Raw genomic sequence first — 19060 nt, 5'->3', positions numbered from 1 at the left:
ACAGAAGTTTTGGCTATAGCGATGCTAATGCCAGTGCACGAACGTGCAGATTGAAGCGTAATCTTAAATTCTATAGGTACAGTTGCGGATAAAGACGGGGATGTCCTGTTCCAGGGGTGGTGCTTTGCTCAGCGCAGCTTTTCCTGTTTCAACAGGTATAGCTATAAAACTAAAAGACCAGAGGGCAGTTGCCTGCAATACAGTCGAAATTTGCTTAAAATGATATACCGCAGCGGCATTTTTTTGAGCTTTATCTGTTTTGGCCTGTTTGTAATCATCTTTACAGCAGTTTTTTTTACATGATTTCTTCGCTGGCTTACAAAAATCACAAAGTGGCTTATCGGGCTGGCTGAGTCCCAATTTTACCAGCTGACCCATGCAGTAATGAAAGTGCACAGTAGCACCGCTGGATACTCCCAGGTAAAAAACAGCCAGAATCGTAAGCAGTGCTCTTTTCATAACAATACAATATTAAGAAAATGAACAGCGTTATTTTTATATAATTCCGAGTTTTTTTTACACTCAGATCTCAATTTTCTTTCATTTTGGGTTTGATCTGACAAATAAGACATTTTCGATTTGCGTTTGATCTGACACCCTCTGAGGTCCGGACAAACCCGCTCGTGAGCCGGACCTGAGCCTGACCTCGTCCAGAGCTGAGCCAGATCAGAGAAGTACACAGACAAAAGGCAGATCATTGGCAAAAGAAGGCCAATTTGAAATTGTTTTTATTAAGAACATAAGTTACACGACATTTTTACATAAGTTTGCCATATTTGTAATATAAATCAACAACCCCAATTAATGAAACATACAATAAAAGAGTTAGAAGATATTGCTTCGCAAGTAAGAAGGGATATCGTTAGAATGGTACACGGCTGCCAGTCAGGTCATCCTGGCGGATCTTTAGGCTGTGCGGATTTTATGACTGCCTTATATTTTGAAATCATGAACCACTCTACTGATTTCACGATGGACGGCAAAGGTGAAGATTTGTTTTTTCTATCAAACGGACACATCTCCCCTGTTTTTTACAGCGTACTGGCCAGATCAGGTTATTTTGAAGTAAGCGAAATGGCTACCTTCAGAAAGCTGAACTCCAGGTTACAAGGCCATCCTACTACTCATGAAGGACTTCCTGGAATCAGGATCGCTTCAGGCTCATTGGGTCAGGGTATGTCTGTAGCCATTGGTGCTGCGCAGGCAAAAAAGCTGAACAAGGATAATTCTATTGTATATACATTGCACGGGGACGGTGAATTGCAGGAAGGTCAGAACTGGGAAGCCATTATGTATGCTCCTTTCAATAAGGTCGACAATTTAATCTCCTCCGTTGACTACAACGGACAACAAATAGACGGCCCTACGGAAAAAGTATTGTCGCTTGACAATTTGCAGGCAAAATTTGAGGCTTTCGGATGGCATGTAATCAATTCTGACGGGAATGATATGGAATCAATTGTTAAAGCATTGCATTACGCGAAAACATTGACGGGTAAAGGAAAACCAATCCTGAACCTGATGAGCACACAAATGGGTAGTGGTGTTGATTTCATGATGGGATCGCACAAATGGCATGGTGTAGCTCCTAATGATGAGCAGCTTGAAGCAGCGTTAGTTCAATTAACCAGTTCCCTAAAAGATTATTAAGAAGAATATTCATGAAGAAGTATACATATACAGAAAAAAAAGATACCCGCTCTGGTTTTGGAGCCGGACTGCTTGAGGCTGGACAGAAAAACCATGAAGTAGTGGCACTTTGTGCAGATCTTGTAGGTTCCTTAAAAATGGATGCCTTTATCAAAGAATTTCCTGAGCGCTTTTTCCAGATCGGAATTGCTGAGGCCAATATGATCGGTATTGCAGCAGGTTTAACCATCGGTGGGAAAATCCCTTTTACAGGAACTTTTGCCAATTTCTCTACTGGCAGGGTTTACGATCAGATCCGTCAGTCGGTAGCCTATTCAGATAAAAACGTTAAAATCTGTGCTTCCCATGCCGGGTTGACTCTTGGAGAAGATGGTGCTACACACCAGATCCTGGAAGACATAGGTTTGATGAAAATGCTTCCGGGCATGACAGTAATCAATACCTGCGATTATAACCAGACTAAAGCCGCTACAATAGCAATAGCTGAGCATCATGGCCCGGTTTACCTGCGTTTTGGCCGTCCTGTGATCCCTGTATTTACTGATCCTGATCAAAAGTTTGAGATTGGCAAGGCATGGATGGTAAATGAAGGTACCGATGTAACCATCATTGCTACCGGACACATGGTATGGAAAGCAATTGAAGCTGGTGAGAAACTGGCTGAGCTTGGTATTGATGCAGAGATCATAAACATCCACACCATCAAACCGCTGGATGAAGCAGCCATTTTGAAATCAGTTAAGAAAACCGGTTGTGTGGTGACTTGCGAAGAGCACAATAAGTATGGCGGACTGGGTGAAAGCGTAGCAAGGTTACTTTCTACCGAATTGCCTACACCTCAGGAATTTGTTGCCGTGAATGACAGCTTTGGTGAAAGCGGAACTCCGGACCAGCTGATGACTAAATATGGTCTGGACAGTGTGAACATTGTTGAAGCTGTACAAAAAGTAATAAAGAGGGCTAAAAAATAGCTCGTTGTAACACGATATAGATGAAGCAGGTTGAAGATTCAGAGATTTTAGAAAAATTCTCTAACGAAAAAACTCGTAATGAAGCCTTTAACCTGCTTCTTTCTAAATACCAACAAAAGATCTACTGGCACATTCGTCGCCTTGTCATAGATCATGACGATGCTGATGACCTGGTACAGGATGTATTTATAAAGGTTTGGAAAAACCTCGAAAAATTCCGAAGTGATTCTCAGCTCTATACCTGGATCTACCGTATAGCAACCAATGAATCCATCACCTTCCTCAACAAAAAGAAACAAAGAAATAATATCCCGCTAGATGAGGTATCCGGCGAACTGAACGAGACCTTAGTGGCATCAGATTATTTTAATGGGGATAAAATCCAAATGAAACTTCAGAAGGCAATGCTTACTTTACCTGAAAAGCAGCGGCTGATATTTAATATGAAGTATTTTGACGAATTAAAATATGAAGAAATCTCGGAGATTACAGGAACCAGTGTAGGGGCTTTAAAGGCTTCTTTTCATATCGCCGTAAAAAAAATTGAAGCTTTTATGCTAAATGACGACATCAACTTTTAAACCTTTTGCCAATTAATGCATCAATATATTTGTAATGGGAGAAAATTTAGAAAATAATGAATGGGTGAAGGGAGATTTCCCGGGGGAGACTGGATTTACAACTCCTGATAATTACTTTGCAGGGTTGACTGAACGTATCAACGCAAGGGTGTTTACGGAGCAAATGAAATCCACTGTTCCTGCAAACGGAGGGTACACGGTTCCAGCCGGCTATTTTGAAAACTTGACATCAGCCATTTTAGCAAAAACAACCAATGAAAATGCCTTACCTCAAAGAAAAATTGTCAGGCTATGGCATTCTAAATTATTGAAGTACGCTTCTGCGGCATGTTTTCTGCTAATCGCGGGTTCAGGTTTGTATTTTAATATTCAGCAACAGCCGGTTAATTATGCAGACCTGGCTGCGGAGCAAATGCTGTATGATATAGATGAACAAGTAATTATAGAACATATTGAAGCTAACCAGGCAACTCAACCGAAATCGTCGGCTGCTGATGCAGAACTGGAAAATTACATTCTCAATAACTATTCACAAAATGACCTTGTTACTGGCTTATAATAATAAAAAACTGATGAAATACTTATTAATCGTAACAATGCTCTTTATTTTTCCATTGTATACTTCGGCCCAGAGGAAGGGCGATAGAGGTGAGGAAATTGAAGCTTATAAAATTGGTTTTCTGACACAAAAACTGGACCTCTCTGCACAGGAAGCAAAGGTATTCTGGCCTATATATAATAATTGGCAAAAAGAGCAGCATGAATTCCGTAAAGAGCGCATGCAAAAGATGATCAGCTTTAAGAAAATCGATGAAATTGAGGAATTATCCGATGCAGAAATCCAAAATTTGATTACCAATGATTTTGACTTTAAGCAGCGTGAGCTAAACCTTGACAAGAAATATTACAATAAACTTAAGTCGAGCCTGCCTATCAAAACTGTAGGTAAATTTTATAGGGCACAGGAAGCTTTTAAGAGGGAATTACTGACAAGATACAGAGGCAACGGAGGCGGAAGACAGCAGTCGAATTAATTCTTATCTTTGCGGATGCTTACACAACGCCAGTTATTTCTTCAGCATAACGCCCAGACTACTTTAGAACCCCTTTTGCTGGAATTTGTTAAAGCCAGCGGAATGTATCTGTATGATACGGAAGGCAAAAAGTATATGGACCTGATAGCAGGTATTGGAGTAAGCAACGTTGGGCACTGCCATCCGGCTGTAGTCCAAGCTGTTAAAGAGCAGGCAGAAAAATATTTGCACATCATGGTGTATGGTGAATTTGTACAAAGTCCGCAGGTAGACTTTGCGAAAGCACTTGCTGATGTGCTGCCTGAAAAGCTGGACTGTACTTATTTTGTAAATTCAGGTACTGAAGCCGTAGAGGGCGCAATGAAATTGGCCAAGCGCTACACACACCGAGCCGAAATCGTTTCCTGCAACAATTCTTATCATGGAAGCACACAAGGTGCCCTGAGCCTGATGGGCAATGAGACCTTCAAACAGGCATACAGGCCTTTGCTTCCAAACATTAAATTCATCAATTATGGTGCTCCTGCGGACCTTGATCTGATCACGGATAGAACCGCAGCGGTCTTTGTAGAAACCATCCAGGGAGAAGCCGGGATAAGAGTGGCCGACAAGGCCTGGTTTAAAGCGCTAAGAGCCAAATGTGATGAGATGGGAACGTTATTGGTGCTTGATGAAATACAATGCGGCTTTGGCCGTACAGGTAAGCTCTTTGGCTTTGAGCATTTTGACATAGTGCCTGACATCCTGCTGCTGGCCAAAGGCATCGGTGGGGGTATGCCTATAGGTGCATTTATAAGTTCCAGGGAGATCATGTTGTCACTGGCAACTAATCCTATCCTGGGGCACATTACTACTTTCGGGGGACATCCGGTAAGCTGTGCCGCCGGATTGGCGACCCTAAAAACCATACTTGCTGAGCATATCCTAGAAGGGGTCAATGAAAAAGGTCAGCTATTTAAATCTTTGTTAGTGCATCCCGCCATCAAAGAAGTACGCGGACAGGGACTAATGATTGCTGTTGAATTTGAAAGTTTTGAGCTTAATAAGCGCATCATAGACGCTTGTATTGAAGACGGCATTATCAGCGACTGGTTTCTGCACTGCAGCAATTCGATGAGGATAGCACCTCCGCTGATCATCACAGAAGAAGAAATCCGTTATGCATGCGGTATTATACTGAAGAATATCAGCTCATTTTCTGCCGCTTAATTAAATAAGCCTGCAGCACCGGATAAAATCCTGAAGCTATATCTGCATCGATCATGTCGATTTTATATTGTATACATTTAAGCTGTATGGCCTCCCTGTGTTTAGTGATCCTGCTCTGGTAATCTTCTTTTACTCTTGAGGTATGGGCTTTTAATGTTGCCCCGGTTTCCATATCAATAAACTGGTATGGGCGGTTTTCAAAATTGAAATCTAGCTCTTTCGACTTGTCGGTCACATTAAATATCACCACTTCATGTTTATTAAACTTCAGGTGCTGCAGGGCAGAAAAAAGCGCATCAGTATTGCTTTCATCCTGAAAAGTGTTTAACATATCACTAAAAATGACTACCATAGAACGCTTATGGATCAATTCTGCTACCTGGTGCAATGCCTGGGCTACGTTGGTCTTAACATCCATTTTTCTTGCATTTAGCGCCTGCTCAAGATGCGTATATAAAAACTTCTGATGGGTAGCCGTCGATTTTGCAGGAGTATTCAGCAAGAGGTGGTCGGTAAAGAGGCTCAGTCCGAATGCATCACGCTGCCTTTTTAACAGGTAGATCAAGGAAGCCACCACCTGCACAGAAAAACTAAGTTTATTGTACTCCTGCTCCGGAAAATACATGGAAGATGATACATCTATGATAAACTGACAACGCAGGTTGGTCTCTTCCTCGTACCTTTTACTAAACAGTTTATCTGTTTTGGCGAACAGCTTCCAGTCTATGTTTTTGACACTGTCGCCCACATTGTACAATCTATGTTCCGCAAACTCAACCGAAAATCCATGAAAGGGGCTTTTATGGAGCCCAGTAATGAATCCCTCTACCACTTGCCGGGCAAGCAGTTCGAGGTTACTGTTAAAGTGTGGTTCGGATTGATCAATAGATTGAGGCATAGCGTAAATATAAAAAAAGCGTTCATAACTATGAACGCTTTTCAAATCGGTATATGTTGAGTTGATTACAACTGCTTATCTAATTTTTGTGCAAGAACCGACTTAGGTACTGCTCCAACTTGCTTATCTACCACTTCACCGTTCTTAAAGTACAATAAAGCAGGAATATTGCGGATTCCAAACTGGGTAGAGATCTGAGGATTGTTGTCTACATTTACTTTACCCACGATTGCTTTTCCTTCATATTCTTTCGAGATCTCATCTACTGAAGGTCCCACCATGCGACATGGACCACACCATTCTGCCCAAAAATCAACCAAAACGGGTTTATCTGATTTTAATACAACTTCCTCGAAGTTTGCATCTGTAATTTCCAAAGCCATAATTCTTATTTTTTATTTTACAAATATATATAATCAATTGTAATGCCATCAAGTTAGGAATGCCAAAATGACATTAGTTCAACTTAGGATTGACATTCAATGTAGTTAACTGATCTAACAGCAAATTGTTTGGATTGATTTTAACTGATTTAGAAGGCATTTTGATATTTACATTCTGTTCACGGTCGTAGATCTCAAACAATAACTGACAATTCTGGTGCTCGGTGGTCGCTTTATTATCTTCCAGTATGTCATGTATCTTACGCATAAAATCTTCCGTGATCTTTTCGATAGGAACCTGTATGGTAATACATTTGGCCAGCTTATCCCTCAGTTCTGAAAGCAGGTTGATAGACGTGATCTTAAACTCCCAGTCGCCCTCTTTTCTAAACCGTTCTGCTACCCTGCCCCTGATCTGCAGAAAATACCCGTCGGTGAGAAACTGTTTGAACTTAATAAAATCGTCGCCAAACAAAGCCAGCTCACAGGTATCGTCATAATCTTCAAATACCAGCGTACCAAAGGGTTTTCCGGTTTTGGTCATGCGCTGTGCGGCAATCACCACCAGTCCGCCCACTACCAGTTCCCTATTTTTGATACTTTCAAATTCCATCAGTACATCTTCATTTGTGTCTCCTGTCCTGATTTTATTTACAATTGCCAGATGCCTTACATTGTGCTGGCAAAATTCTTTTAACTCCAGCCGGTAATTGTCGAGCGGGTGCCCGCTCAGGAAAATTCCAATGGCATCCTTTTCATATTTAAGCCTGTCTATCAGGCTCCACTCCGGTGCCACAGGCAGCGTTGGTTCTGAGATCATATCCGCAACTGACCCTCCAAAGAGTGAGGATTGGGAGGAGGATTCATTGTTCTGAAAATCATTGGCATACTTGATCAGTTTCTCGATCCCGTTCATCTTATCATTCATACCCACAAAGAAGTATTGTGCCCTGTGATGGCCAAAACCGTCAAATGCACCGCTGTAAACAAAACTTTCATAAGCCTTTTTATTTACGGTACGGGTATTGGACCTGCGTGCAAAATCATAAACATCCTTATACATCTGACTGGCTACCCTTTCTTCAATGATGCTTTCTACGGCCTTCTCTCCTACTCCTTTAATCCCTGAAAGGCCAAAGCGTACCTGGCCCTGGGCATTCACAGAAAATTTAATATCAGATTCGTTCACATCCGGGCCGAGTACCTGAACACCCATTTGCTTACATTCTTCCATAAAGAACGCCACCTGCTTAATGTCGCTCATGTTATTGGAAAGTACCGCAGCCATATATTCTGCAGGATAATGTGCTTTCAGATAGGCCGTCTGATAGGCGATCCAGGCGTAACAGGTAGAATGGGATTTATTGAAGGCATAGGATGCAAATGCCTCCCAGTCTTTCCATATTTTTTCCAGAATAACCGGATCATTACCTTTTTCAGCAGCTTTGCCAATGAATTTGGGCTTCATCTTATCCAGCACATCCTTTTGTTTTTTACCCATCGCTTTACGCAATACGTCGGCCTCACCCTTGGTAAATCCTGCGAGTTTTTGCGACAAAAGCATCACCTGCTCCTGGTATACCGTAATCCCGTAAGTCTCTTTCAGATATTCTTCGCAGGCATCCAGGTCATATTTTATTTCTTCTTCCCCGTTCTTTCTTCTTACAAAACTCGGGATATATTCTAACGGGCCCGGTCTGTATAATGCATTCATGGCAATCAAATCCCCAAATACCGTAGGCTTTAATTCCTTCATGTACTTCTGCATTCCGTTACTTTCGTACTGGAAGATCCCGATGGTTTCTCCCCGTTGAAACAGTTCATAGGTCCTTACATCATCAATAGGGAAATTATCGGGATCGAGTTCTATCCCATACCCCTGCTTTACAAGCTTAACAGTATCCTTGATAAGGGTCAATGTCTTCAGACCCAAAAAGTCCATTTTTAACAAGCCCGCACTTTCTACTACCGAGTTGTCAAACTGGGTGACATACAGGTTTGAGTCTTTGGCTGTGGCTACGGGAACAAAATTGGTAATGTCGTCCGGAGTGATAATTACCCCACAGGCATGAATACCGGTATTTCTTAATGATCCTTCAAGGATCTGGGCCTGCAAAATGGTTTCGGCACTGAGGTTTTTAATGGTTGTCAAGGCCTTCAACTCCAGTACTTTCTCATATTCATCGGCTCGCAGTGCTGCTTTGAGGGTCTTTTCATCCAACGTAAAGATCTTGGCCAGTTTCATATTTGGAATCAGCTTGGCAATCTTATCTGCCTCAAACAGCGGAAGATCCAACACCCTTGCGGTATCTCTAATCGAAGATTTAGCCGCCATAGTACCATAGGTGATGATCTGCGCCACCTGATTAGATCCGTATTTATTGATCACGTAATCCATTACCCGGCCACGGCCCTCATCGTCAAAGTCGATGTCAATATCGGGCATTGACACACGGTCCGGGTTAAGAAACCGCTCAAACAGGAGGTCATATTTAATGGGGTCAATATTGGTGATCCACAAACAATATGCGACTACCGATCCTGCGGCAGAACCACGGCCGGGGCCTACCGACACATCAAGCTGCCTTGCCATGGCAATAAAATCCTGCACAATCAGGAAGTAACCCGGATATCCGGTTTTCTCGATGGTCTGTAATTCGAAATCAAGGCGTTCAATGATTTCGGGGGCTAATTCACCATAACGTTTTTTTGCACCTACATAGGTAAGATGGCGCAGGAATTTATTTTCACCACGCTTGCCCCCGTCTTCATTATCTTCTGCTACGAGGAATTCTTCAGGAATATCAAACTTAGGCAACAGTACCTCACGCGCCAGCTTATAGATTTCAATCTTATCTACAATTTCACCGATATTTATTATGGCCTCCGGAAGGTCGGCAAACAATGCCTTCATTTCATCCACCGATTTGAAATAATATTCCTGGTTTGGCAATCCATAACGGTATCCGCGGCCACGGCCTATTTGTGTAGCCTGCTTCTCCCCATCCTTCACACACAGTAAAATATCATGTGCATTGGCATCCTTTTTACTGATGTAATAGGTATTGTTGGTAGCTACCACCTTTACCTCATTTTTTCTGCCCAGTGCTACTAAAGACGCATTTACTATTTTCTCGTCCTCCTGGTTATGGCGCATCAGCTCGATGTAAAAGTCATCGCCAAACTGAGCCTTCCACCATTGTAGGGCTTCTTCGGCCTGACGCTCACCAATATTCAACAATTTGCTCGAAATCTCTCCGTATAGATTTCCGGACAACACGATGATGTCATCCTTATATTTTTCAATGACCGTTTTATCTATTCTGGGAACATAATAGAACCCTTTGGTATAGGCAATAGACGACATCTTTGCCAGGTTATGGTAGCCATTTTTGTTCTTGGCAAGCAACACTACCTGGTACCCGTCGTCTTTACGCTTTTTATCCTCATGGTTTTCACAAACAAAAAACTCACAGCCAACTATTGGTTTTATAATGGTCTCTCCAGGTTCTTCACCTTTCTCTATTGCGGCGGCATTTTTTTCGGCTGCGCCTTTATTATGGTTGAGCACCTGGGCAACGAAATGAAAGGCGCCCATCATATTTGCGTGATCGGTCATGGCTACGGCCGGCATTTTCTGGGCCGCAGTAGCTTTAATAAGGTCGGGTATGTTGATGGTCGACTGAAGTACAGAAAATTGCGTGTGATTGTGCAAATGGGCAAAAGATGCAGCTTTGAGCTCCTGCCTGTCGGCTTGGGAAATCTCTTTGGAAGGCTGCTCACTTGTTTTCTGTAACCTTTTCCTGATTTCCTCTGAAGCGGATTTAAGGTTTACATGATTTAGGCCAATGCGTTCAACTTGCCCCGGATTGCGGGCTTTAAACTCGCGCAGGTATTCTGTATCAGCCTGTAGTTGTTCAGGTTTAAACGCATCTATTTTTAGCAACTGCAGGAAGCACCTGGTTGTTGCCTCGACATCGGCCGTAGCATTATGCGCTTCAGAGAAAGGTTCGCCAAAGAGATATTGATGAAGTTCGGTCAGGTTGGGCAGTTTAAACTTACCACCCCGTCCGCCCGGTAGTTTTAATAACTCTGCAGTGATTTCTGTACAAGTGTCCAAAACCGGCATTTGTGACATCCTGCTTTCTACTCCAAGTCTGTGAAATTCACAGCCCATAATGTTTACATCAAAACCGATATTCTGACCAACGATGAACTTTGATTTTGACAGTGCAATGTTGAACTTCTCCAGCACCTCCTGGAGTGCTGTTCCCTGTTCATCTGCCAGCTCCGTAGAAATACCATGGATCCGTTCAGCATCGTAGGGAATATTGAACCCTTCAGGCTTAACCAGATAATCCTGATGTTCAATGAGATTTCCAAAGTCATCATGAAGCTGCCAGGCTATCTGGATACACCGTGGCCAGTTATCCGTATCGGTAATGGGTGCGTTCCAGTTGCGGGGCAGACCTGTAGTCTCGGTATCAAAAATCAAATACATAGCCAAAAATACGGAATTTTAACTGCGATATGGAGGTGTTGATAAATTTTAGAAAGGCTTAGTGGGTCACCTCTTCGGTAACGTTTATCACATGCTGCTGAGAAACAAGCCTGCTGGTATCGTATCCTTTTTTATTGCAGCGATCGAAGATGCCGGCTAAAAGTTCTTCGGGTAATCCTGGTTTGCGGGACATGATGAAAAGATACTTGTGCTTAGGGTGCCCAATCACTGTGTATGAATGATCATCGGCTAGTTCTATCACCCAGTAATCTATCCTGAACGGCCAGATGAACTGTGCCTTAAACATGGTATTTTTTGTGCCGGCTACTACAAAAAGTTTTGACCTGACAAACCTTCGTTTTTCTTCTTCAGGTATGCGGTAAGTAGTAAATACAGCATAGTAACCGTCGGGATGTATGATATAGGTTTCTGTAGTCTGCCGCCAGTGCTTGTCTACCAGCATGGGTATTGAATATAATGTATACCACTTTCCTGCAAAGGCTAGAATATCTACTTTATTTACCGGCACATTCTCCATAAATCCCGCGTGTTAATCTGTTATTACGCAAATGTAAATTCTTTATGATAAAACCAGTAACATAGAATAAAGTTTTAAAAAGCATTTTTTAAACTGAGCTAAATTTATAACTTCGGCAATAATGCATTGGCCACAAATGTGCTTAATTGAAAGCACATAAAGGCAAACTAAAAAATATAAATTTATGAAGATAACGGTTGTAGGTGCGGGGGCAGTTGGTGCTACCTGTGCAGATAATATCGCCAGGAAAGAACTGGCTGAAGAACTTATTTTATTAGATATTAAAGAAGGTTTTGCTGAAGGTAAATCTATAGATATGATGCAGACCGCTGCATTATTAGGTTTCGACACAAAGATCAAAGGGGTAACCAACGATTATGCCAGCACTGCTGATTCTGAGGTAGTAGTCATTACTTCCGGATTACCGCGCAAACCTGGAATGACGCGTGAAGAGCTGATCGGCACAAATGCAAATATTGTAAAAGGTGTTACAGAAAACATCTTAAAATATTCTCCCAATACCATCATCATTGTTGTATCCAACCCAATGGATACCATGAACTATTTGACCTTAAAAACTTCAGGACTGCCTAAAAATCGAATTATCGGTATGGGTGGCGCATTGGATTCTGCCAGGTTTAAATATTACCTGAGCCAGGAGCTTGGCTGTTCTCCCGCTGATTTGAATGCGGTGGTGATCGGCGGTCATGGTGATACGACCATGATCCCTTTAATCAACCATGCTACATGGAACAGCATCCCCGTTACCCAGCTGCTGAGCCAGGAGCAACAGGACAAGGTTGTAAAATCCACAATGGTCGGCGGAGCTACGTTAACCGGGCTAATCGGCACCTCGGCATGGTATGCACCGGGAGCAGGTACGGCCGCTATGGTTGAAAGTATCGTTCGCGATGAGAAAAAACTAATCACTTCAGGGGTATACCTGGACGGTGAATACGGACAAAAAGACATTTCACTGGTTGTTCCGGTCATCATTGGTAAAAACGGTGTTGAAAAGATCCTTGACCTTAAATTGAGTGATGCTGAACAGGAGAATTTCAACAAAAGCGCAGATGCTGTACGCAGCATGAACGCCGTTTTGCACGACATGAACCTTGTTTAAGCAAAGCAATGCTGAAATAAATACATGAGAACAATCACTGTTCCCCTTACCTTAATAAACTTACAGGACGACGGTTTCCACCTATTGGTGGAAATTGTTGTTTTTGGGCAAAAGCTACTTACTGTGGTAGATACGGGCGCTTCAAGATCCGTATTTGACAAAGTTTTTTTAATGAACCATCTTCCAGAGCTTCAGCACAGCGAAGAAACCCAGGCCACTACACTATTTACTACTTCAAGCACCGTACAGGCTACCATACCCAAACTAAAAATTGGCAGACTGGTTATTAAAGAATATAATACTATTGCGCTTGACCTTGAATCTGTAAACCAAACTTACGAATACCTCGGCCATCCGCCCATCATTGGCATACTTGGCAGCGATATACTCCAACAGTACCAGGCGATTGTTAATTTTAAAAAATTAAAATTGTATCTGTACAACTGACCCGCTTCTTTCATTCCATAGTTACTCCCAACTACCGTAAATTCTCAAAACACCCGACTAAACTTCCTGTATGAGAAGTAAAATTCCTGTCTACAACAAGAAAACAGGAAAATTTCCTAAAAAGCGACAATCGGTATAATTAAACAATTAATCCGCAGAACTTTACCCCATCAAGAAACCCAAATATACCTGATGGAAAACATAAAAAAACACAACTTCGGAGCAGGACCATGTATTTTACCGCAGTCTGTACTGGAGGAAGCTGCAAGTGCGGTAGTTAACTGGAACAACATTGACCTGTCGATACTGGAAGTCTCTCACCGGTCGCCGGAATTTGAATCTGTAATATCCAGAACCGGGTTACTCGTTAGAGAATTACTTAAAGTACCTGAAGATTATACTGTTCTTTTTATGCAGGGTGGGGCCAGTACACAGTTTTCTATGATCCCTCAAAGCTTCCTTAAAACCAAAGGACTGTATCTGGATACTGGTTATTTTGCACAGAAAGCAATAAAGGAAGCCCTCTTTTTTGGTGATACGGAGATCATTGCCTCTTCTGCCGACAAAAACTACAACTATATTCCTGATATTCAGTCGCATCATACCAATGCCGACTATCTTCATATTACCTCAAACAATACCATCGAAGGAACAGAAATATTTAACTGGCCGGATATGGGGGTCCCGCTGATTTGCGATATGTCGTCAGACATTTTCTCCCGTGAAATCCGTATCCGGGATTTTGACCTCATTTATGCAGGTGCGCAGAAAAACATGGGCCCTGCTGGGATGACTATGGTTATCGTAAAAAATAAACTGCTTGATTCCATTGATAAACCCTTGCCCTCGATGTCCGATTACCGCGTTTACCGTGACAATCAAAGTCTTTATAATACACCCCCGGTATTTTCCATCTATGTCTCTATGCTCAACCTGTTGTGGCTGAAAAACAATGGCGGAGTATCCGGTATAGAAAAGCAAAATATTAAAAAAGCAAAGTTGCTGTACGCAGAGATAGACCGCAATACCTTGTTTCGAGGAAATGCGGCTATTGCACACCGCTCCAGGATGAACGTTACTTTTCAGGCTGTTGAGCCTACACATGAGCAAGAGTTTCTGGATTTCGCTGCTAAACGCGGCATGATCGGTATAAAAGGCTACCGCACTGTCGGGGGATTTCGCGCATCGCTATACAATGCACTGTCGCTTCAAAGTGTGCAGGCCCTTGTAAAAACCATGCAGGAATTTGAAATACTGAGACAGCCAAAACCAGTTGGGGCTGAATCAGAAATAGTCTATTAACACTTAAGTTTAATGACATGCGTGAACTAAAGATTCTAAAATCACACACCAACCGAAATGAAGAATCTCTTCACCGGTACCTGAGTGACATCGGCAGGATCAGCCTGATCGATCCAGGTGAAGAAATTCTATTGGCCAGAAAGATAAAGGCCGGAGACAAGGCTGCAGAACATAAACTCATTACCGCAAACCTGCGCTTTGTGGTGTCCTGTGCCAAAAAATACCAGAATCTTGGCTTGAGCCTGGCTGACCTGGTATGCGAAGGCAATTTGGGGCTGATCAAAGCAGCAGGCAATTTTGATGAAACACGGGGTTTCAAATTCATATCTTACGCAGTATGGTGGGTAAGACAGTCCGTCATTACCGCCATTAATGAATATGCCCGCATCATCCGGCTGCCTATGAACCAGCAGTTGGGAATGACCGCTATTAACAACGAAGCAATAAAGCTGGAGCAGACGCTGCAGCGGGAACCAACACTCCACGAACTTTCTGAAGTGATCGGCAAAACAGAGGATCAGCTGGCCGATCATATTCGGGCAAATGCGCGCGCCAGGTATCTTGAAGATCACATTCCAGGCGGTGAATCAGAAGACAATGCCTTAATCAATTTCCTTGCCGATCAAAGCGGAAATCATGCAAATGAATGGATCAAATCTGAACATCTTCGCGAAAGGATCTGCATGCTGCTCAATACTTTAAAAACACGGGAGCGGGAAATTGTGATTCATGCCTATGGATTATTTGGCAATCAACAGTTGGAAAACGAAGATATTGCGATAAAGATGGGCTTGTCTAAAGAGCGGATCAGACAACTGCTCAGCAAGTCTATCAATAAACTCCAAAAATTCCCCCAGACCGGTATGCTTAGGGAGTATGCTTAGTTTTTCGGACATTGGATCTATTTTGCTGCTTCTGCTTGTCATAATATTCATTGTGAGGAACAAAGATCTGCACGTAAAATTCAACACAAGGAAGAGATGATGTGTATTGGTAAGGTATAACGATTGCTACTGTGGGAGCTTTAATTTATAAGCGGTTTCGTGCTTGGATTCTGAGATCACAAATAAACTTTCCACACCACCAATATGCGGCACAAGTGACAGACGCTCCATAATGAACAAATTATAAGCCCCCATATCGCTGACCACTACCTTGAGTAGAAAATCCTTAACTCCACTCATATGGTAACATTCCATCACTTCCTCAAAAGCTACCACATGCTGTTGAAACTCTAATAGTGCTTCCTGCCCGCAATTGCTCAGCTTAATTGCGGTAAATACTGCCAGTTCTTTTCCAACTTTGTTACGGTCCAGCAGGGTGACAAACTTCTTAATAATCCCAATTTCCTGTAGTTTTCTTATCCTGACCTGTATTGCCGAAAGCGACTTATTTGTCTTCCAGGAAATTTCTTTATGTGTAAGCTGTGCATCATTCTGAATAAGGTTCAGAATATTTATATCCGTGGTGTCCAGTCCATTCATAAGTTGATTTGTGTTAGTTAAGGCAAAGCTATACAAGTTCCAGCCTGTTCATCTAAACTCCTCCAAATTATTTTTATGGATGCGGTGAAGAGGTCGCGGTGAATCATAAAAAAAGGCCAGCCTTTGAGGGGCTGACCTTTTTGTCTTTTATTTCATTGACTGATTAAGCATCAATCTTGGCATATTTTGCATTTCTTTCAATAAAGTCCCTTCTAGGAGCTACATCATCGCCCATTAACATAGAGAAAGTATGGTCGCATTCAGCAGCATTTTCAATGGTAGCCTGCATTAAGGTACGTGTAGCAGGATTTAAGGTAGTATCCCATAATTGCTCTGCATTCATCTCACCCAAACCTTTATAACGCTGGATATGCACACTTTCTTCTTTACCTGCACCTTTTAGACGCTGTACCGCAACATCACGCTGCTGATCATTCCAGCAATATTCAAACTCCTTGCCTTTTTTTACCTGGTAAAGCGGCGGTGCAGCAATGTAAACATAACCGGCCTCTATCAATGCCTTCATGTACCGGAAGAAGAAAGTAAGGATCAGGGTAGTGATGTGCGATCCGTCAATATCCGCATCCGTCATAATGACGATCTTATGGTAACGCAGTTTTGCTAAATTTAAAGCCTTGTCATCCTCAGGTGTACCAATACTTACACCAAGGGCTGTAAACATATTCTTGATCTCATCATTTTCATAGATCTTATGCTCCATGGCTTTTTCAACATTCAGGATCTTACCTTTTAATGGCAGGATGGCCTGAAAGTTACGATCCCTGCCCTGTTTGGCAGTACCGCCTGCAGAGTCACCCTCCACTAGGTAAAGCTCACATTTTTCCGGATCACTGTCGGAACAATCCGCAAGTTTACCCGGCAGGCCTGAACCGCCCATTACACTTTTACGCTGTACCATTTCACGCGCTTTACGCGCTGCGGCACGGGCTGTAGCAGCAAGAATAACTTTGTTGACAATAGACCTGGCTTCTTTCGGGTATTCTTCTAAATAGATGCCTAAGGCTTCGCCTACGGCAATATCAACAGCACCCATCACCTCAGTGTTTCCCAGTTTGGTCTTAGTCTGTCCTTCAAACTGTGGTTCCTGAACTTTAACAGAGATTACAGCCGTTAAGCCCTCTCTGAAATCATCGCCGGTAATTTCAAATTTAACATTCTTAAGCAAGCCTGATTTGTCTGCATAAGCTTTTAATGTCCTTGTCAGCCCTCTTCTAAAACCGGCTATGTGTGTACCGCCTTCATGCGTATTGATATTGTTCACATAAGAGTGTACATTTTCTGCATAACTATCATTGTACTGCAATGCCAGCTCTACCGGAATGCCATTTTTGATGCCTTCCACATAAATTGGCTCTGAAATAAGAGAAGGCCGGTTGCCATCCAGAAACTGGACAAACTCTTTTAAACCACCTTCTGAATGGAAAAGTTCTGTAACCGGATTGCCTTCAGTATCCAGTTCGCGATCATCTGTAAGTGTTAATTTTATTCCCTTGTTCAGGAAAGAAAGCTCTCTTAACCTTGAGGCCAACGTATCAAAACGGTACTCTGTAGTCTGGGTAAAAATACTAGGGTCAGGGGTAAAAGTAATTACCGTTCCTCTTTTTTCAGTTTCACCAACTACTTTAACATCATACTGGGGCTTTCCTTTCTCATACTCCTGCTCCCATACTTTGCCTTCACGGTGGACTTCTGCCTTAAGATGGGTAGACAATGCATTCACGCAACTCACACCCACACCGTGCAGACCACCTGAAACTTTATAAGTGTCTTTATCGAATTTACCACCGGCATGCAGTACGGTCATTACAATTTCAAGCGCCGATTTTTGCTCTTTTTGCATGATTCCGGTTGGAATACCGCGGCCATTATCTTCAACCCTGATAGAGTTGTCCTTTAGAATATTTACATATATGGTATCGGCATGTCCTGCCAATGCCTCATCAATTGAGTTGTCTACAACCTCGTAAACTAAGTGGTGTAAGCCCTTTATTCCGGTATCTCCTATATACATCGAAGGGCGCTTACGCACCGCTTCCAAACCTTCTAATACCTGTATATTATCTGCCGAATAATTTGACTTTGAATCCTGTTCTTCGCTCATAATTTTAATTAAAACAATTAGACTCAAAAATAACCATTTATGGCCAATTAACCGCAATTGTGGATAACTATTTGACTAAAAAAACAGGAAAAACAGGCTAAAAAACAGAGTTGCTTAGGATACTTGATTTGAAATTTTATATTTGTGCCGAGGTAGGTATTTTAAGGACTTGCTTTCATTCAAAATAAAGGAAATAAAAAATAGAATAATATCATTAACTGATGAAAAAAACAACAACATTGAGCAGTATTGCTACTGCTGTAGCCATAGTATCTGTAATGGCGTCCTGCCAAAATAAAGAAACTACCAGTACTGCTAAAAAATCTGAGACTGTGGTAGTTTCAAACGAAGAGAAAATCGTTTATGTAAATTCTGATTCCCTGCTTACAAAGTATCAGTATTTCAAAGACATTAAAACCAGGTTGGAGGCTAAAACGAAAACAGCACAACAGGATATGGCAGCGAAAGCCCAGGCTTTTCAGCGTGAAGTGGCACAGTATCAGCAGCAGCAAAATACATTACCTGCAGATCAGAGAGCGGCAACGGAAGAACGATTAGGCCGTAAAGACCAGGAGCTAAAAGCGTATCAGCAAAATGCAGGCGCTGCACTTCAGAACGAACAACAACAGGAAAATGAAAAGCTATATGATAAAGTAGCAGATTACCTGAAAGTATATGCCAAAAAGAAAGGGTTTAAAATGGTTTTGACATACTCTAAGGGCAATAGTTCCATATTATTTGCTGACGAAAGCCTGGATGTGACCAGTGAAGTGATTGTGGGACTAAACGATGCTTATAAAAAATAATCCGGCATTTG

At 42.2% G+C, this 19060-nt stretch carries 18 protein-coding genes; 11 read left to right on the top strand and 7 right to left on the bottom strand.

Annotated elements, in window-relative coordinates; all coding sequences use genetic code 11:
* Positions 1-63: 63 nt before the first annotated feature.
* Complete coding sequence (locus EZ437_RS07805) at positions 64-459, bottom strand: HYC_CC_PP family protein (protein WP_131594842.1); 396 nt, start codon at positions 457-459, stop codon at positions 64-66.
* Between the two features lie 324 nt (positions 460-783).
* On the opposite strand from EZ437_RS07805, the gene EZ437_RS07800 reads away from it, so the two are divergent.
* From EZ437_RS07800 to EZ437_RS07775, 6 genes are read left to right on the top strand one after another with little or no spacing between them, the layout of a single operon-like run.
* Positions 784-1650, top strand: coding sequence for a transketolase (locus EZ437_RS07800; RefSeq protein WP_262708912.1), 867 nt, complete (start codon positions 784-786; stop codon positions 1648-1650).
* Between the two features lie 11 nt (positions 1651-1661).
* Positions 1662-2621 carry a transketolase family protein gene (locus EZ437_RS07795; protein ID WP_131594839.1) on the top strand — a complete coding sequence of 320 codons (960 nt, stop codon included), beginning with the start codon at positions 1662-1664 and terminating at the stop codon, positions 2619-2621.
* Between the two features lie 20 nt (positions 2622-2641).
* Complete coding sequence (locus EZ437_RS07790; protein WP_131594837.1) at positions 2642-3202, top strand: RNA polymerase sigma factor; 561 nt, start codon at positions 2642-2644, stop codon at positions 3200-3202.
* 34 nt (positions 3203-3236) lie between these two features.
* Positions 3237-3761 carry a hypothetical protein gene (locus EZ437_RS07785; protein WP_131594835.1) on the top strand — a complete coding sequence of 175 codons (525 nt, stop codon included), beginning with the start codon at positions 3237-3239 and terminating at the stop codon, positions 3759-3761.
* Positions 3762-3774: 13 nt separating this feature from the next.
* Positions 3775-4236 carry a hypothetical protein gene (locus EZ437_RS07780; RefSeq protein ID WP_131594833.1) on the top strand — a complete coding sequence of 154 codons (462 nt, stop codon included), beginning with the start codon at positions 3775-3777 and terminating at the stop codon, positions 4234-4236.
* A gap of 15 nt (positions 4237-4251) precedes the next feature.
* The gene (locus EZ437_RS07775; protein ID WP_131594831.1) at positions 4252-5445 is read left to right on the top strand and encodes an aspartate aminotransferase family protein; all 1194 of its coding nucleotides are present in this window, start codon (positions 4252-4254) and stop codon (positions 5443-5445) included.
* Here EZ437_RS07775 and EZ437_RS07770 read toward each other — a convergent pair.
* The 4 genes from EZ437_RS07770 to EZ437_RS07755 all read right to left on the bottom strand — a co-directional run bounded on the left by EZ437_RS07770 (position 5423) and on the right by EZ437_RS07755 (position 11765).
* Positions 5423-6343, bottom strand: a complete 921-nt coding sequence (locus tag EZ437_RS07770; protein WP_131594829.1) for a DUF58 domain-containing protein — start codon at positions 6341-6343, stop codon at positions 5423-5425. The genes EZ437_RS07775 and EZ437_RS07770 overlap by 23 nt on opposite strands.
* 65 nt (positions 6344-6408) lie before the next feature.
* Entirely contained in the window at positions 6409-6726 is a 318-nt protein-coding gene (gene trxA / locus EZ437_RS07765) for a thioredoxin (RefSeq protein WP_131594827.1), read from the bottom strand.
* 73 nt (positions 6727-6799) lie between these two features.
* Complete coding sequence (gene dnaE, locus EZ437_RS07760; protein WP_131594825.1) at positions 6800-11227, bottom strand: DNA polymerase III subunit alpha; 4428 nt, start codon at positions 11225-11227, stop codon at positions 6800-6802.
* Between the two features lie 58 nt (positions 11228-11285).
* Positions 11286-11765: a lipocalin family protein gene (locus tag EZ437_RS07755; protein WP_131594823.1), complete on the bottom strand. Its 480-nt coding sequence runs from the start codon at positions 11763-11765 to the stop codon at positions 11286-11288.
* A 184-nt stretch (positions 11766-11949) separates the two neighbouring features.
* On the opposite strand from EZ437_RS07755, the gene mdh reads away from it, so the two are divergent.
* The 4 genes from mdh (at position 11950) to EZ437_RS07735 (ending at position 15521) form a co-directional block, all read left to right on the top strand.
* Positions 11950-12888: a malate dehydrogenase gene (gene mdh, locus EZ437_RS07750; RefSeq protein WP_131594821.1), complete on the top strand. Its 939-nt coding sequence runs from the start codon at positions 11950-11952 to the stop codon at positions 12886-12888.
* A gap of 24 nt (positions 12889-12912) precedes the next feature.
* Positions 12913-13335, top strand: a complete 423-nt coding sequence (locus EZ437_RS07745; RefSeq protein WP_131594819.1) for a retropepsin-like aspartic protease — start codon at positions 12913-12915, stop codon at positions 13333-13335.
* A gap of 192 nt (positions 13336-13527) precedes the next feature.
* The gene (gene serC, locus EZ437_RS07740; protein WP_131594817.1) at positions 13528-14637 is read left to right on the top strand and encodes a 3-phosphoserine/phosphohydroxythreonine transaminase; all 1110 of its coding nucleotides are present in this window, start codon (positions 13528-13530) and stop codon (positions 14635-14637) included.
* 17 nt (positions 14638-14654) lie between these two features.
* A complete protein-coding gene (locus tag EZ437_RS07735; protein WP_131594815.1) occupies positions 14655-15521 on the top strand; it encodes a sigma-70 family RNA polymerase sigma factor in 867 nt (288 codons plus the stop codon).
* Between the two features lie 126 nt (positions 15522-15647).
* Here the strand turns inward: EZ437_RS07735 and EZ437_RS07730 are convergent, their stop codons facing one another.
* Complete coding sequence (locus EZ437_RS07730; protein WP_131594813.1) at positions 15648-16121, bottom strand: Lrp/AsnC family transcriptional regulator; 474 nt, start codon at positions 16119-16121, stop codon at positions 15648-15650.
* Positions 16122-16284: 163 nt separating this feature from the next.
* The gene (gene gyrB, locus EZ437_RS07725; protein ID WP_131594811.1) at positions 16285-18243 is read right to left on the bottom strand and encodes a DNA topoisomerase (ATP-hydrolyzing) subunit B; all 1959 of its coding nucleotides are present in this window, start codon (positions 18241-18243) and stop codon (positions 16285-16287) included.
* A 221-nt stretch (positions 18244-18464) separates the two neighbouring features.
* Between gyrB and EZ437_RS07720 the strand changes: the two genes are divergently transcribed.
* A complete protein-coding gene (locus EZ437_RS07720; protein WP_131594809.1) occupies positions 18465-19049 on the top strand; it encodes an OmpH family outer membrane protein in 585 nt (194 codons plus the stop codon).
* The last annotated feature ends 11 nt before the right edge of the window (positions 19050-19060 follow it).

It is taken from the genome of Pedobacter psychroterrae (assembly GCF_004331695.1).
Classification (GTDB): domain Bacteria; phylum Bacteroidota; class Bacteroidia; order Sphingobacteriales; family Sphingobacteriaceae; genus Pedobacter; species Pedobacter psychroterrae.
The sequence above is the reverse complement of the archived record's forward strand: the minus strand, read 5'-3'. Positions and strand labels throughout refer to the sequence as shown.